This is a genomic window from Mesorhizobium sp. M7A.F.Ca.US.006.01.1.1 (genome assembly GCF_003997935.1).
In the GTDB taxonomy this organism is placed as follows: Bacteria; Pseudomonadota; Alphaproteobacteria; order Rhizobiales; family Rhizobiaceae; genus Mesorhizobium.
Map to the genome: position 1 here is coordinate 1 of NZ_RZQL01000539.1, position 483 is coordinate 483.

Here is a 483-nt window from a genome sequence, read left to right on the forward strand (position 1 = left end):
GTCTCGCTGAGGAAGGAACCGTCCGGGAGCGCCAAGGTCGGGGTCTCGCCCCACTGGTTCATCTTGAGGTGTTTCCAGCCGCGCTGCTCGCCGACCGGCGACATATCGTAGATCGTTTCATCGAACCGATCGGCGATGCCTTTCTCGTGCATGAAGATGCGCAAACGCTGCGGATTAGGGAAGGCCGAGGGAGAGGTGAAGAGCTTGAGTTTATCGGTCATGGCGAGCCTCGCTTTGTGTTGACAAGTCACCTGCCTGCCAGATGACAGGTAACCAACTACGACTTAAAACTTGCCCCGTCAACCCCTATCTGCCATATGGTAGGTAACATTCGAATATGGAGAGAACAATGAAAGAGAATGCGAGGGAAGCGATCCTGACGGCAGCGCGGGAAGCGGCAATGGCATACGGCTACGGTGGGATAAACTTCCGCGATCTGGCGCAGACCGTGGGCATCAAGGCCGCCAGCATAAACTACTATTT

At 55.7% G+C, this 483-nt stretch carries 2 pseudogenes; one reads left to right on the forward strand and one right to left on the reverse strand.

Features of this window, described 5'->3' with window-relative positions:
* Positions 1-221: pseudogene (locus tag EN943_RS37385) on the reverse strand (glutathione S-transferase); the annotation flags it as partial.
* A 128-nt stretch (positions 222-349) separates the two neighbouring features.
* Between EN943_RS37385 and EN943_RS37390 the strand changes: the two are divergent.
* Positions 350-483: pseudogene (locus EN943_RS37390) on the forward strand (TetR family transcriptional regulator); the annotation flags it as partial.